The sequence below is a fragment of the Streptomyces sp. NPDC048420 genome, from assembly GCF_040651535.1.
Classification (GTDB): domain Bacteria; phylum Actinomycetota; class Actinomycetes; order Streptomycetales; family Streptomycetaceae; genus Streptomyces.
In genome coordinates, this window is record NZ_JBEZKG010000007.1 from 391,335 (window position 1) to 406,421 (window position 15,087).

The following is a 15,087-nucleotide window of genomic DNA, read 5'->3' on the forward strand; positions in this document are numbered from 1 at the left end:
CTGGCTGAGCGGGGAAGCGGGGGAGGAGAGAGCGGGGAGGGACGGCGGCCGAGTCAGTCGTGCGCGCTGTCGTGCCAGTGCAGCACGCGGCGTTCGACCAGCGTCACGGCGAGCAGCAGCAGCACACCCATGACGGCCAGGACGAGAATCGAGGCGTATACGACCGGCAGCTGGTTCATGGACGAGGCCGTGCTGATCGCGGTGCCGAGGCCGCGGGTGGATCCCGACGCCGACATCTCCGCCACCACGGCGCCGACGATCGACAGCGGGAAGACGATGCGCAGCGCCGCGAACAGGAACGGCAGCGCGTTGGGGATGCGCACGTGCCACAACAGCTCGAAGCGGCCCGCGTCCATCGTCCGGTACACCTGCAGCACTTCCTTCGGTACGGAGCCCAGACCGGCCGCGGTGTTGATGAGGATCGGGAAGAAGCAGATCAGGCCCGCGATGATGAGCTTGGGCAGCGGACCGAAGCCGAAGGCCACCACCAGGGCGGGAGCGATCGCCACGAGCGGGGTGACGTTGAGCACGACCGCCATCGGCATGACCGCCCGGCGCAGGAGCGGCAGTTCACTCGTCAGCACCGCGAGGACGAACGCGGCGACGAACCCGATCGCGAGGCCGGCCGTCGCCTCACCCAGGGTGACCAGCGCGTTGTCGAGGTAGTAGCCGAACTGGGCGGTCAACGAACTGCCGATCTTCGGCAGCGGCGGCAGCAGGTAGGGCAGTTCCTCGGCCGCCCACTGCCACAGGACGGCGAGGAGCACCAGCATCACGAGGAGGGGCGCCCATACGGAGGGGCGGATCCACGCGATCCGGGACTTCGGATGCCTGAGGCTGAAGCGCGACGGCTCGACGGGCTGCTCGCTCTCGGCCGCCGGGGTGGCGCGTTCGTCGGTCACGGTCATCTCCGGGCCCCCACTCATGCGGCTTCGCCGCGCCAGGCACGGCGCAGTCGGTCTCGGACCATGTCCTCGTACTCGTGGAAGCGGCGCTCCCCGAAGAGGCGGTCACCGCGGGGCCGGGGCAGGTCGACATCGATGACGTCCACGATGCGGCCGGGGCGCGGGGCCATGACGACCACGGTGTCGGAGAGCCGTACGGCCTCGGACACGGAGTGGGTGACGAACAGCACCGTCGTCTTCAACTCGTCCCACAGGTCGAGCAGTTGGTCCTGCAGGCTCTCGCGGGTGAACTCGTCGAGCGCCGAGAACGGCTCGTCCATGACGAGTACGTCGGGTCGCAGACCGAAGGCGCGGACGATCGCCGCACGCTGCCGCATGCCACCGGAGATCTGCGCCGGGAGCTTGTGCATGGCCTCGCCGAGACCTGCCTTGACGAGGAGTTCCCGCATGTCGGGGGCGGACGGCGTGGACTGTGCGGGCTGTGCGGACTCGTGCTCCGCGAAGCCGGCGATGCGCTCGCGACGCCTGGCCGACCCCTTGTTGATCTTCTGTGGCAGCGTCACGTTACGGAGCACGGACAGCCACGGCAGCAGGGCGGGGCTCTGCGGCACGAGCCCGATCATCTTGGCGGCGCACGCCTGCGCGGGCGGGACGCCGTGCACCCGGACCTCGCCCCGGTCGGGCAGCTCCAGGCCGGCCGCGAGACGCAGCAGTGTCGACTTGCCGCAGCCGCTGGGCCCGATGAGGCTGACGAAACGGCCGGACGGCACCGTCAGATCAACGTCGTCGAGGGCATTCGTCGCTTGCGGCCCGAATCCGTAGACCCGGTGCACCGATCGCAACTCAAGTGCTGGCGTACCAGTCACCTTCACGCTCCCATCCATGTAGCGAGCGCGAAGGCTCGATCCTGGAAGTCGGAGAGCGTGCGTAGCGAGTGCGAGACTGCGACGCGGAAATCCGCTTAGGTGCTCCGGACACTAGGAGCCCTGTGTTACGGCGCCCGACCGCGCCGTGTTTCGTGAACTTTACGTTCGGCCGCCCAGTGTTACGACCGTGCTTCCGTCGAAGACGTAGACCTCGATGCCGAGGTCCGCCGCCGCGCGTGCCACCCAGCCGCCGAGAGCCTGCACGATCACCTCGGTGACGAGGAGCACCGCGCGCTCGGCGGTCGGCACCGAGTCCCGCAGCCAGAGCAGCTTGAACATGTCCGCCATGACCTTGTTGCGGTAGGCGGGCTTGTAGGCCCCCTGATTGCTGACGAGCTGCACGAGCACACGGCCCGCCGCGTCGATTCCCTCGACCTCGACGCGGCTGTTGTCGGGCAGCATGAGCGGCTTCGGACGCAGGCTGGTGCCGAGTCGGTCGCCGAGGGCCAGCAGCATGCGGCGTTCGATGGACCCCTCGGTGAACCGGCTCCACTCGGTGGAAGCGTCAAGGACGGTGATGTGCACGCGCCGGAGTCTAGGAAACGCCCGTTTCGCCCGTGTTTCATGCTGCCGACGCCGTCCAGGACAGGACCCAGGAATCCACATCCGGGCTCCGCCTGTAGAAACCGGCTCCCGGATCTCGGCGAACACCAGGAGAGTCCGCGAGAACAGGCACGCTGAACCGTGACCCTCTGTACCCCTGCTCCTCCCCCTACGGCTCTCAGCCGACCGCCATCCAGACGGCGCCGGCGGCCGCCACCACGGCACACAGGAGCAGAGCCCCGTCGGCGAGGGGGATCCAGGTCCAGCGGACAGCCCGGACTGCCTCGGCGTCCGTGTCGGCGTGGTTCGCCGCCCGCGCCGTACGGAGCCAGTCGTTGATCTTCCGTGCCGCCTCGCCGCTGGTGCCCCGGAAACGGTCGACGACGGAGCCGCCGAACCCGAACACCCGGATGCCCCGGCCCCCGGCGAGACGCACCACCAGCGTGCCGTCGTCACCGACCGCCCCCGTACGGATCCTCGACGCCGGGACGACATGGGTGCGCAGCGGGTTGACCACCAGCAGCTCGGTCTCCCGCAGGACGACCTTGCAGTTCGCGATCCTGCCGAGGATCCCCACGACGGCCAGGTACACCGGAATGCCCTGCCATCCCTCACGGAATCCGTGTGCCGAGGTGACTCGGTACACCGCCGCGACCAGTCCGATCCCGAGGCCGACGATGACCACCCCGGAAAAGGCCGGCCAAGAAACCCGTCTCAGTACGACTGAATTCATCACCGTCGCCTCTCGTTCTCCAGACCTCAACAATAGCCCGTGTGATAAACGGGGCTTGCGGCACCGGCTCCGCAGAATGTCGTCGAGAGGCCCGTATTGATGCTCACATTGGCATAGGTGCGACCCCAGTCGACCACGTGTCGGTAGCCGTAGATGGTCACGTTCTCGTCCTGGAAAACGCTCTTGACTCGAATACGGCTCGCGATGGCGGACTCCGACCAGGAACCTCCGAGCGCCCTTGCCGCGACCCCTCCGGCAAGGGTCCAGGCGAGGCTCCGGCCGGCTGCGGTGTAGTTCCACTTCCCTGTGGTCAGGCCGTCCCCGACGAAGGTCGCCCCCACGATGGCCACTCCCACTCCGGTGCACAGGCCCGCCGAGAGCACAAGGCAGGCGCCGAAGCCGGCGACGGGCAGGACCCGGTTCTTCCAGCCGTCCCACGTGCCGAACGTCTGCTTCGTCCAGCTCCAGGACTTCGACCACCAGGACCGGTGCGGCTGGGGCTTGGGCGCGGGCGGCGTGTAGCCGCTGTCGGTGACGGGGTTGCTGTAGTGACTGCTGATGGAGGCCGCCGTGCCCTTGGGGACCACCGTCCCCCGGCGGTAGTCGGCAAGGCCCGTCTTCGGGTCGTAGCCGACTTCCTTCTGGACCTTCTTGGAGCAGTACGACAGGTCGTACTGGCAGGAGTTGGGGCGCGAGCCGATCTCCTGGCCGGTGGGGTCGGAGAAGGTGACGGGGTTGTCCGAGGCGTAGGCGTAGCCGCCGAGTTCCTGCGGGCTGTCGTCCTCGAAGACGGGGTCGAGGCTGACGAAGCGGCCGAGGGCGGGGTCGTACTCGCGGGCGCCGATGTCGGTGAGCCCGGTGGTGGTGTCGGTGGTCTTGTCGAGGAAGGTGCGGTTGTCGGCCCAGCTCGTGGTGGTGCCGCGGGGGTTGCCGTAGGGATCGAACTGGCGCCAGGTGGGGGTCTGGGCGGTGTTGTCGAGGTAGAGGCTGTTGGTGCCGTGCTGGTCGGCGGCGAGTTCGAAGCCGTAGGCGGTGCCGGTTCCGGTGCGGACGATCGTGGCGCCGCCGGGGGCGGAGTAGTAGCGCACGCCGGTGGCGGTGCCCGCGGTGTTGTCGAGGGTGATCTGCTCGCTGCCGAGGTAGAGGGTGGTGGTGGTCGGGTCGGTCTGGAGGAGCAGGTTGCCGTCGGCGTCGTAGATGTAGCTGGTGGCGGTGCCGGCGGTGGCGTCGGCGACCTTGGTCAGCTGGTCGTCGTTGTTCCAGGTGAGGGCCTGGTCGGCGGTGCCGGTGTGACGGGTGGTGGTGTTGCCGGCGTTGTCGTAGCCGTAGCTGGTGGAGGCGCTTGAGCCGCCGGTGGTGGTCGTGCTGGTCAGGGTGTTGGGCTGGCCGCTGGAGTAGCCGCTGGTGGTGACGGTGTCGCTGCCGGTGCCGGAGACGGTGTGCTGGGTCTGGGCGAGGCGGTTGCCGACGGCGTCGAAGGTCCAGCTGGTCCAGTAGGCGCCGCCGGTGATGCCGTCGCCGACGGTGCTGTGGTTGCCGCTGGTGGGGGTGGCGGCGCAGTTGTCGGTGGCGGTCCACGCGGTGGTGAGGCGGTCGAGGGTGTCGTAGGCGTAGCACTGGGTCTCGGCCGTCGTGCTGGAGCCGGAGCGGGTCTCGGTCTGGCGGGTGATGTTGCCGGACAGGTCGTAGGTGTAGGCGGTCTCGTCCACGCTGGACGGGGTGGCGGTGGAGCGGGTGACGAGCTGGTCGGTCAGGTCCCCGGTGTGGCTGTCGTAGGCGTCGGTGACAGTGGCGTAGGACGTTGAGGAGCCCAACTGAACCTGCGCGACCTGGTCGTTGGCGCTGTACGTGGTGCTCTGGACGTAACCGTAGGCACCGGCCAGGGCGTTGGGTTCGTCGTCGTTGTTGTAGCCGTGGGTGACGGTCTCGGCGGGCAGACCGCCACCGAGGGCGTAACCGTCGGTCCACAGCAGGCCGTTGACACTCGTGTACGAGTGCGTGATCTTCCAGGTTCTGCCGAGGACCGAGCCCTGTGCGGCGGAGGGCACGATGGTCTCCTCGCCCAGGGACTCGCCGAAGACGTTGAAGCCGACGGCCTGTCGGACGTAGGCGTAACCGCCGCTGTACGAGGTCGCCGTGGTGACGTGGCCGACCGGGTAGGTCATGCCGGAGACGGCGGAGTCGGCGTTGTCGTACACCCAGGCGGCCGTCTGGTTGCCCGGTGAACTGCTCGACGTGTAGGCGGTCTGGTCGGCGGTGGCGGCCGCGTACTGGCCGGTCTTGCGGTCGAGCGCGTCGTAGGTCAGGGAGACGTACGCGCCGCGGGAGTCCTTGGTCTGGAGCAGGTTGCCGTCGGAGTCGTAGGTCATGGTGGAGGTGCCGGCGGTGGGGTCGGTCTTGGCGGTCACCTCGTCTGCCAGGTCGTAGGTGCTGGTCCAGGTGTCGCCCTTGGCGTCGGTGGTGGTGGTCTGCTGGCCGTGACCGTCGTAGCCGTAGGTGGTGGCGCTGGTCGTGCCGCCGGTCAGGTAGAAGGTGCCGGTGGTCGTGTTGAGCGGGGTGGTCAGCGAGGGGGCGGCGGTGTACTCGTCGAGTTCGCTGGTACGGCCGAGCGCGTCGGTGCGGGTGGTCTTGATGACGCCGCCGGTGGGCGGGATGACGGTGGTGGCGTCGCCGTTGTAGACGGTGGTGGTCGTCGAGACGAGCGAGCCGTTCTTCTCGGCGGCGTCGTAGATCTGCCGGCCCAGGCCGTCGTAGGTGAACACGTCCTGGTCGGAGACCTGGTTGTCGGCCACCGACTTCAGCGACAGGGCCGGGGTGGTGGCGGAGTCCCAGTAGTCGTTGTTCTGCTTCGCGGTCCAGCCGCGCGAGTCGTACAGGGTGTCGTCGATCAGCCGGCCGCCCTGCGGGGTGTACGCCTGCGTCTGCCGGGTGCGGCCCAGGGAGTCCTCGATGGTGGCCGAGGTGAGGTAACCGCTGTTGTCGTTCAGGGTGTTGGTCACCACGCCGGACACCGAGGTGTTCGACAGCGTGTAGGCATAGGTCTCGTTCGCCAGGGAGCTGGTCGCGCGGGAGTTCTTCCACACCGAGGTCGTCCGCCCCAGCGCGTCGTAGTGCGTGGTGGTCACCACGTGGTCGGCGTCGGTGCTGGTCAGGGTCAGCCCGCGCTCGGGGTCGTACGTCTCGCTGGTGGTGTGGGCGACGCCGGAAACCGTGGGCTGGGCGACGCTCTGTCCGGTGGTCAGGTAGGCGGAGTCGACCGTGTAGGTGGTCGTGGTGGTGTTGCCGTTGCCGTTGGTGGTGCTCGCCAGGCGGTGGTAGGTGCTGTCGTAGGTGTTCTGCGCGGTGGTGCGCCAGGTGAACGCGCCCGCACCGTAGTCGGTGGCTGTACGGGTCATGGTGACCAGGCCCATGGTCGGGGCGCCGGCCTGCGGGAACGTGGTGGAGAAGCTGGTGTCGTCGTAGTACGTCCGGGTCGCGGAGACGACCTGGTCGGGTCGGGTGACACTCGTGGGCGCGCCGAGGGTGTTCAGTCCGTCGGGAACGGAGGAGGTGGAGCCCTCGGTGAAGCCGGAGCAGGCCACCGAGTCCTTCTCGGTGCCGGAGACCAGGCCGACGAGGTTGGCGCCGGTGTTGGCCGGGGCGTAGGTGGTGGCGGTGCACGTGTCGTAGTGGGAGTCGGCCGGCACGGTGTGCGCGTAGGTGTAGGTCGCCAGGCCGAAGTCGTCGTCGGAGCGGGTGGCGTCGTAGGTGGTGTCGGTCTCGTCGTACCGCCAGCCGGTGGTGCCGCCGTCGGTCAGGCGCTGTCTGCTCCACTCCTCCGCGGTGCCGGTCGCGTTCGCCGTCAGGTCCGGCAGCCCGGAACGGGTACGGGTCGCGGTCGCCGCCGAGATCCAGTACGAGGTGATCGTGGAGTGGTCGACGCCACCGCCGTCACCGAGGTACGACGTGGACTCCAGTACCCGACCGGCGAGTTGGGCGGAGTCGGTGTGGTGGCCGCCCTGCGAGTCGGTCAGCGAGATGCTGCGGGTCGAGGTGGCGGAGAGCCAGTCGCCGTCCATGCCCTGGTAGTAGGAGTCGACCTGCTTGGTCTTCGCGTCCCCCGAGCCGTTGCCGGTGGTGGTGGTCACCTGCTGGTAGCCGCGCCACTGCCCGTACGTGCGGTACTTCGCCTTGGTGTTCTCGTCGTCGTCGTAGTGCCAGGCCGCACCGCTGTAGGCGTAGTCGGTCTCCTTCGTCGCCGACCCGCCGGTGGTGTCGGTCTCCAACACCTCCTGCACGGCGTACTTGTTGAACCAGTCCAGCATCGGGCTGATGTAGCCGCTGGGCGTCCAGTACACCGGGAAGCAGGACGCCGTGTTCGAGGACGGGGTCGCCGAGGTCGAGCACGCGGTCGGCAGCGTGTACGAGACACCGATCACGCCGCCCATCTCGGTGGTGATCGCCGTGATCCGGTAGCGGAACAGGCCCGGATAGGTGGCGGTGCTCACCCGGTTCTCCAGCGCCGAACCGGTGAACTGGACCGCCGGCATGGTGATCGAGGAGGTCGAGCCGCCCGCGGTGGTGTCCGCGCCGGTGCGCTGGACGGAGGACAGCCACAGGGTGGCACTGGTGGCGTCGCCCGTGGACGGCTCCGTCTGGGTCAACGCATAGGAGTCCACGGTCACGTACGCACCGGAGGAGGCCGAGTACTGCTGGGTGGTGATCGAGCTGAGGCGGACGGTGGAGAAGTACGACGGCGCATGCGCACTGCACGTCGCTCCGGAGGCACAGCTCAAGTCGTAGGGCACGTCCGGGTAGTAGGCCGCGTTCGACGTGGTCTCCGCGCTGCCGCAGTTGGCGCTGGTCGAGGTGCAGCGCACCGACGTGCCGTAGACGATCTTGTCGGGGACGGTGCCGTAGGGGCCGGTGGCGGTGGTGAAGCCGTAGTCGACGTGCGCGAGGTAGGAGTCGCGCACGTACTTGACCTCGGAGTCTCCGTTGTGGGCGCCGTAGTAGTTGGTGTCCTGCTTGTAGTAGTACGCCATCGCCGCACCCGTGGCAGTGGTCACGTAGTCCAGGTGCCACTTCGAGGCCATCGTGCAGTAGCTGCTGGTGGCCGTGGAGTCGTAGCAGGGGTCGCCGGAGTGGGCCGCGTACACCCGCTGGGAGTCCACCGAGTTCGTCGTGCCGTCCCCCGACGCCCAGCCGGGCAGCTCGTTGCGGCCGAAGTAGTACTTGGTGCCGTCCCGCTCCGTGATCACCCAGTACGACGTGTCATACGTACCCGAGCCGTTGGAGGAACCGGTCACCTTGCTGACCGTCGCGCCCTTGTCGTCGGCCAGCTTGTAGGTGGACGTGTCCTTGTCGTAGACGATCGACGTCGAGGAACCGTTCAGCGACAGGGTCAGGACGGGGCCGTCGTAGCACTCGTCCGAGGTGGTCACCGACCCCGCACTGCCTTCCGGGGAGTCGTCGCACGGGGTGAACTCCTGTGCCACGAAGGAGTCCTGGGTGCTCCAGCCGTCGCCCACCCAGGAGGCCTGGGCCTCGGTGTTGGCCGTTTTCCCGTCCACGCTCCCGGAGTCGTAGCTCAAGGACGCGTCCGGCGCCAGCGACGTCGAGGCGCCGGGCACCTCCACCTTGTAGGTGTAGGTGAAGTCGCCCGACGAGCCCGACTGGGCCCAGGAGCCGGCCGAGGAGAGGGTGGAGGCGTAGGTGCCGCCCGCTCCGCCCTCCTGGCCGGTGGAGTCGGTGGCCGCGATCACGGTCGCCGCGCCCGAGGTCGAGGCCGTCTGTGCCGAGGCGACGGCGGAGGCCGGGCCGTTGTAGACGGCCGGCACAGCCGCCCCCGCCCCAGGCCGACCGGCTCCCGTCGAGGCGGGCTGCACCGAGGAAGCCGCGGGGAAGGTGACAGCCGCCGACACGGCCGCGTTCTTGGTGTCGTTGCGGGAGGTCAGCGGGGTCTGCCGGCGGCACTTGGCCAGTTGCGGGGTCGTCAGCGCGCAGGCGGGCAGTTCCACCAGACGCAGGCGTGAGGCGTAGTTGCCGCCGACGGCCTGGCTGAACGCCCCGTAGTCCAGGCCCACTTCCACCCGGCCGGCAGCAGGGGTCCGGCCGGGGGTGAGGGACCAGACGGGGCCGGAGACGCCCAAGCGCGTGGACAGCGACCTGGGCCGGACCTGGACGCCCAGCGTCCTCGGGCCGCTGTAGGAGCCCTTGCCCGGCGCGACGGCCTGCGCCCACACGGGCGTTCCCGACGCGGTGGCCTTGGAGCCGGTGGTCGCCGGGTGCCGGGGCACTCCGAGTTCCAGGGTCGCGGTCCTGGCGACAGGCCACGCGGTCCGGGTCGGCGCCGCTGTGTGACGCGTGGCGTCCGAGGTGCGCACGTCCTTGCGCGGAACGGACTTCAGGCCCGTGACGGAGCGGCCGAGGTCCGGTTTCGGCTTCGCAGCTGTCCTGTGGGGGGAAGGAGGTGCGCCCGCCGTCGACCCGAAGGCCGGACCCACACACAGGGACCAGGCCAACAGCGCCGTCCATCCCACCGCCACGAGCCGCGTGCGTCTACCGGACACCGGATCCCCCCTTTTCACTCACGACCATCAAGCCGAACTGAAGAAATACCCGAAAGTTCAATCGCGGAGAATATGGGATTGGAAAAAACCAACCCATGAAGAATCCGCAAACGGCGACAGATCCATACATCCACGACGCCTATTCCGTGTGACCTGGATCACATCGACTCGCATGCTGCCTCAACTCCCCATACGGTGACGCGGCCTTGGATATCCGCGATGCGGGCCCATCAGCGGGCCGATCACCAAGGGTTTCCCAACCGGATTTTGCAGAACGCTTTGACTTCTTTAGCAACCCAGGAATTGGGGGAAAGAAATGCAAAAGAATGGGTCGGCTTCTCCGCCCCGCTCATGGGCGCGCCGCGCGGTCGTCGGCGCCACCGTTCTCGCGGTCGCCGGCGCGGTCGGCAGCCCCGCTCTCGCCAACGCCGCCGTCCCGGCGCACTCCCCCACCGCCACCAGGACACCGGCCGGCTCCTCCCCGGGCCTGACCGAGGACCAGGCGCTCGCGAAGGCACGCTCCACGGGCAAACCGGTCCAGGCGACTGCGGCCACGACGGACTCCTCCACGCTCACCGCCAACCCGGACGGCACACTGACGCTCAGACAGACGATCGCGCCCGTACGCAAGTTGGTGGACGGGAGATGGAAGAGCCTGGACGCGACGCTGGTCCGGCACGCGGACGGCACGATCTCCCCCAAGGTGGCGACGAGTTCGCTGACCCTCTCCGGCGGCACGGCGGGTACGCCCCTGGCCACCATGCGGGCCGGCAGCGGCTCCCTGGCCGTGTCGCTGCCCTCCGCGTTCGCGCTCGGCACTCCCACCCTGTCCGGCCCCACCGCGACGTACCACGACGTGCTCCCCGACGTGGATCTCGCGGTCACCGCACAGGACAGCGGCGGGTTCAGCGAGGTCCTGGTCGTCAAGAACGCCAAGGCCGCCGCGAACCCCGCCCTCACCGCCCTGGCCCTCGCCACGAAGGCCACCGGGGTCACCCTGACCGGCGACAAGGCCGGTGACATCACCGCCAAGGACCGCGCCGGTCGGACCCTGTTCTCCGCCACCGCCCCCACCATGTGGGACTCCACCCGGCCCGCCGCGAACACCCCGAAGGCGACCGACCCGCACACCGGCCAGAGCGTGGACCGGCACAACGGCGCCCCCCTCGCCTCCAGTGCGGCCGCTCCGGGCGACGCGGCCCGCAGGGCGAGCCTGAAGGCCACCTACCGCGCGGGCCGCATCGGCCTGTCCCCCGACCGCGGCCTGCTGACCGGCGGGCACACCACCTACCCGGTCTACATCGACCCCACCTTCACCGCATCCGGCCAGACCGACACCGTCCAGGCATGGGCGTTCGTCGACAACGAGTGGCCGAACACCGCCTTCTGGAAGCCCGGCTCCTCCAACCCCGGCCCCCTGCACGTCGGTTACACCGACTGGACCTCCGACGTCTCCACCAACCGGTCGTTCTTCCAGACCAGCGTCCACAGCGCCCTGTGGAACTCGACGGTGATCTCCTCCGACATCTCCTTCTACGAGAACTGGTCGGCCTCCTGCACCGCCAGGGCCCTCGACCTGTACTGGACCGGCTCGATCTCCTCGTCCACCACGTGGAACAACCAGCCCTCCCGGCTCAGCAAGATCGGCTCGCAGTCCGTCGCCCACGGCTGGTCCACCTCCTGCGGCCCCGCCGACGTCACGTACTCCCTCACCTCGCTGATGCAGCGCGCCGCCGACAACCACTGGTCGAAGGCCACCTTCGGCCTGCTCGCCGCCGACGAGAGCGACGACCTGGCGTGGAAGCAGTTCAGCAAGCAGGCCACGATCACCACGACCTACGACCACACCCCCACCACCCCGACCTCGCTGACCACCAGCCCGGCCACCAACTGCACAGCCACCACGCCGACTTCACTGGGACTGGGTGACGTCACCCTGCGCGCCGCGGTGTCCGACCCGGACGGCACCACCAGCCCGCTCACCGCGAACTTCACGCTGAAGAACATGGCGAGCGGTACGACCTACACCCGGGCGATCAACGCCACCAGCGGCACCACCGCGAGCACCCTCTACTCCCACACGGCCTCCGGGCCCTTCAACGCGCTCACCGCGAAGACCGAGTTCGCCTGGTATCTCACCGTCACCGACCAGCATCTGACGAGCAGTCAGTCCAAGACCTGCCACTTCTACTACGACCCCACCGCCCCCGGCGCCCCCACCGTCAACGCCGTCACCTCCACCACCAGCGAGTGCGCCGAACTCACCGACAGCCCCTCGGGCGACAGCCTGTGCACGGTCGGCACATCGGCGAGCTTCACGATCACGGACACCAACACCACCAGCGCACCCGGCAGTTACCGCTACCAGCTCAACGGCGGCAACCCGGTCACCGTCAGCGCGTCCGGCTCCAGCCCCTACACCGCCACCATCTCGCTCAAGCCCACCACCCAGACCAACGTCCTGACCGTCACCGCCGTCGGCAGCAGCGGCAACGTGGGCGACACCTACGACTACCGGTTCATCGCCCAGGCCCCCGCCACCGCCACCGGCGACGACCTCAACGGCGACGGCAACGCCGACCTGCTCACGGTCGGCGGCAAGAACTCCCTGCCCGCAGGACTCTGGCAGGCCACCGGCAACGGCGGCGGAAAGCTCAACCCCGTAGCCCGCAACATCGGCATCGACGGCAACGGCGTCTCCACCACCCAGACCGCCACCTCCTTCACCGGCACCCAGGCCGTCACCGGCCACTTCTTCACCGGGAACGGCTTCAACGACGTCCTCGACTACGGCTACGACAACTCGACCGGCGCCGTCAGCGGCGAGATCCTGCGCGGCCAGGGCGACGGCACCGACCTCCAGCCCGTCGACTCCCTGCCCGTCACCAACGCCACCGGCGTCTTCGCCCTGACGACGACCACCTTCAACGACGACGGCACCACCACCGACACCACCACCCCGGCCACCTCCATCGCCGGCGGCGGCGGCCTCTACAACACGGTCAACGGCAACACCGCCACGGGCTATCCGGACCTCCTCCTGGTGATCAACGGCTCGCTCTACGACGAGAACTCCGCGCCCGCCGCAGGCCTGTACCCCGGCGCCGACCAGGCCACCGACCTGGCCGACTACAACCCGTACTGCCTCGCCCAGAACACCGCCACCACCACCGGCTGCACCACCGGCTGGAGCGGCTGGACCCTCACCAGCACCCTCGACGCGAACGGCATGCCGGAACTGTTCGCCCGCGACACCAGCACCGACACCGGCGATCCCTCCCACGGCCAGCTCTGGTACCTCAGCCCCGCCAACCTCCAGACCCTGACCTACGACGCCCTCTCCAACGGCGCCACCGACACCACCCTCACCTCCACCGAGGCCGCCGCCTCCGGCTGGGACTCCAGCAGCCAGCCCACCCTCCAGGCCGCGGACATCAACAACGACGGCACACCCGACCTGTGGACCGTCGGCAGCACCGGCACCGCCACCGCCCATGAGATGACCCTGTCCGGCACCACCGCCACCTTCACCACCCCCACCGGCCAGGCCCTGAGCACCGACACCCACGACTGGCCCCTCAACGACTACGACACCACCGCACTCACCGCCGACGACGCCGGAACCAGCGCCATCACCCTCACCGGCACCAGCGGCGTCACCGCCCCCACCGGCGGCTTGTTCGACCCCGACGTCGCCCTCGACGCCGGCGACCACGACTACCTCCAGGGCGCCAAGGCCCTGGACCTGACCAAGTCGTTCACCGTGTCCCTCTGGGCCGACCCCACCGCCTACGGCGGCGCCGTCCTCTCCCAGAGCGGCAGCGCCGACTCCGGCATCCTGCTCCTGCCCACCACCGGCGGCTGGCAGTTCAGCCTCAACACCGGCTCCGGCACCGCCTGGACCTTCGACACCGTCACCGGCGGCACCGTCCACCTCGGCACCTGGGCCCACCTGACCGCCACCTACGACAAGACCACCGGCGTGATGAACCTCTACGTCGACGACGTCTTCGTCGCCACCGGCGACCACACCGCCCCCAGCACCGGCGCCAGCGGAAACCTCCAGCTCGGCGACGCCCTGAACGCCTCCGCCCGTACCGACTACTTCACCGGCGAACTCGCCCGCGTCCGCACCTGGACCGGCTCCGTCGTCCCGCCCGCCCAGCCCTACACCCCGGCCGGCTACCACCAGGCCGTCACCCCGACCCGCATCCTCGACACCCGCAGCAGCAGCGGCCTGACCTACACCACCGGCGTCACCGCGGGCACCAGCACCATCGCGTCCGGCTCCGTCACCAGCCTGAAGATCGCGGGCGACAGCGTCACCTCACCGGTCGGCGGCGTCCCCAGCACCGTGCCCGCCTCGGTCACCGCGGTCGCCGTGGACGTCACCGCCACCGGCGAGAGCGACTCCGGCTATGTCACCACCTACGCCGACGGCACCCAACGCCCCATCACCTCGTCCACCAACTTCGCCTCCGGCGTCACCGCGACCGGCTACCAGATCGTCCCGGTCGGCAACGACGGCAAGATCGACCTCTACACCCACGTCGACGGCAGCAGCGGCACCGCCGCCCTGGTCGTCGACCTCACCGGCTACTTCACCAGCGACCCCACGATCACCGGGGACCAGACCTACACACCGCTCACCAGCGCCGTCCGCGCCCTCGACACCCGCTCCAGCGTCGCCCACACCAGCCTGACCAGCACCGGCACCGTGGCCGCCGGCGCCAACTTCACCCTCCAGATCACCGGCCTCAACGGCGTCCCCGCCAACGCCACCGGCGTCGCCGTCGACCTCGCCGCCTCCGACGCCGTAGGCACCGGCTACCTCCAGGCATACGCCACCGGCTACGCCCCCACGACCGACACCAGCCTCAGCTTCAACACCGGCAACAGCATCGCCTCACTCTCCGGAGACGTCCCCATCGGCACCAACGGAACCATCACCATCTCCGTCCACGGCAACGCCACCGCAGTCCTGGCCGACATCTCCGGCTACTACACCACCAGCACGACCGGCCAGAAATTCCACACCCTCAATCCCACCCGCCTGGTCGACACCCGCAGCGGCATCGGCGGAACCAGCATCCCCGTGGCCGCCAACAGCGCGTACACCCTCACCACCGCCATCACCCAGCAGGTCACCATGGCCACCACACCCACCCTCGCCGCGATGGTCACCGTCAACGGTCCGACCGCGGGTGGATACGCCACCGTCTACCCGACCAGCGTCGGCAAGCCGGCCACCAGCAACCTCAACTGGGGCACCGGCGACACCATGGCCAACCTCACCCTCACCCCTACCGACACCAACGGACAGATCAGCATCTACAACAACAGCGACGGCACAGCCGACTTCATCGTCGACACCAGCGGCTACCTCAGCTGACCGGCACTCTTCTGTGAGACACCGAGGCCGGGCACCC

The 15,087-nt window shown here is 69.1% G+C and carries 6 protein-coding genes; 1 reads left to right on the forward strand and 5 read right to left on the reverse strand.

Translation table 11 applies throughout. The features are described from left to right. Window positions 1–53: 53 nt before the first annotated feature. From AB0D34_RS15305 to AB0D34_RS15325, 5 genes are all read right to left on the reverse strand, one after another. Window positions 54–908 (reverse strand): ABC transporter permease, encoded by an 855-nt coding sequence (locus AB0D34_RS15305; protein WP_362661593.1) that lies wholly within the window; start codon window positions 906–908, stop codon window positions 54–56. Between the two features lie 14 nt (window positions 909–922). After that, a complete protein-coding gene (locus AB0D34_RS15310) occupies window positions 923–1,771 on the reverse strand; it encodes an ABC transporter ATP-binding protein (RefSeq protein ID WP_362661594.1) in 849 nt (282 codons plus the stop codon). Window positions 1,772–1,930: 159 nt separating this feature from the next. After that, entirely contained in the window at window positions 1,931–2,356 is a 426-nt protein-coding gene (locus AB0D34_RS15315) for a hypothetical protein (RefSeq protein ID WP_362661596.1), read from the reverse strand. A 196-nt stretch (window positions 2,357–2,552) separates the two neighbouring features. Continuing rightward, entirely contained in the window at window positions 2,553–3,059 is a 507-nt protein-coding gene (locus AB0D34_RS15320) for a hypothetical protein (RefSeq protein ID WP_362661598.1), read from the reverse strand. 74 nt (window positions 3,060–3,133) lie between these two features. After that, window positions 3,134–9,658 (reverse strand): RHS repeat-associated core domain-containing protein, encoded by a 6,525-nt coding sequence (locus tag AB0D34_RS15325; protein WP_362661600.1) that lies wholly within the window; start codon window positions 9,656–9,658, stop codon window positions 3,134–3,136. Window positions 9,659–9,974: 316 nt separating this feature from the next. On the opposite strand from AB0D34_RS15325, the gene AB0D34_RS15330 reads away from it, so the two are divergent. Beyond that, window positions 9,975–15,050: a LamG-like jellyroll fold domain-containing protein gene (locus tag AB0D34_RS15330; protein WP_362661602.1), complete on the forward strand. Its 5,076-nt coding sequence runs from the start codon at window positions 9,975–9,977 to the stop codon at window positions 15,048–15,050. Window positions 15,051–15,087 lie beyond the last annotated feature (37 nt).

Bases quoted from the DNA above. Each gene is read 5' to 3' on its own strand.
- AB0D34_RS15305 (WP_362661593.1), bottom strand. From the start codon at position 908: ATGACCGTGACCGACGAACGCGCCACCCCGGCGGCCGAGAGCGAGCAG.
- AB0D34_RS15330 (WP_362661602.1), top strand. From the start codon at position 9,975: ATGCAAAAGAATGGGTCGGCTTCTCCGCCCCGCTCATGGGCGCGCCGC.